General features: G+C 56.9%; 1 protein-coding gene and 1 pseudogene. Both read right to left on the bottom strand.

Features of this window, described 5'->3' with window-relative positions:
* A partial coding sequence (locus EOA85_RS36165; protein ID WP_164760177.1) for a Gfo/Idh/MocA family oxidoreductase occupies positions 1-721 on the bottom strand: 721 nt, incomplete at its 3' end.
* A 21-nt stretch (positions 722-742) separates the two neighbouring features.
* Positions 743-908 (bottom strand): annotated as a pseudogene (locus EOA85_RS39725) (trehalose utilization protein ThuA); the annotation flags it as partial.

The raw sequence follows: 908 nt of genomic DNA, 5'->3' as shown, positions 1-908 counted from the left end.
CGCCCATCGCGCTGTTCTCTAGCTCTACCGTCATCGCGAGGCTGTCGTTGGCGTCGAGCTCGTACTCGCCGATGCGGTTATCGTGAGCCTTTTCGAAGGCTTTCAGTCGAGCAAACACTCGCTCGATAGGGCTGCCTGCTGCAAAGGCGGCGCAATCCAAAACGTGAATGCCCAGGTCACCGAGGACCCCATTAGAACCGTGCTTCGTTGAAAGCCGCCAGAGCCATTTTGGGTCATTTTTCCATTCCGCGTACACCAACCAGCTCTGCAGAAATGACCCGTCCAGGTGCCGAACATTGCCGATCTCCCCAGAAAGCACCATGTCGTGCGCCTTCTGCAGGGCGGCTTCGTCACGATAACTAAAGTTCACCATTGCAACCAGACCAGCACGCTCTGCGGCCGTGGCCATTTCTTGACCCTGCTCGTAATTTTCGGCGAGTGGCTTTTCGCATAGCACGTGCTTGCCAGCAGCAATGAGCGCCAAGGTTGTCGGATAATGAGAGCGGTCCGAAGTCACATTCGCTGCCGCGTCGAACTGGCCCCATGTAATCGCCTCTTCGAGAGAGGCGAAGGTGTGCTCGATGTTGTACTTGGCGGCGAAGGCCTTGGCACGGACCAGGTCGACGTCAACGGCACCCACAATCTTAACCCCTGCAATCTTCCCAAATTTGATCGCGTGGGCGTTTGCTCTGGCGCCCGTGCCCAGAATAAGCAATCGCATGTCCTTCTCTCCTGCTCCGAGCTACTGTTCCAAATTCGGGCCGCGATCGACTATTGGCTCTAGCGCCTTCTCGATAGGCACGTGCGGCACCTGATGGATCCTAGTGTAGGCGCTTTGCGGAGTGTGCGCCCATTTTACCGCGTTGCGCAGCACCTTCTGTACCGTCTCATCGTGATAGGTCGGATAA

Source organism: Mesorhizobium sp. M5C.F.Ca.IN.020.29.1.1, assembly GCF_003997375.1.
Classification (GTDB): domain Bacteria; phylum Pseudomonadota; class Alphaproteobacteria; order Rhizobiales; family Rhizobiaceae; genus Mesorhizobium; species Mesorhizobium wenxiniae.
Note: the sequence above shows the minus strand (reverse complement) of the source record. Positions and strands in the feature narration are given on the sequence as shown.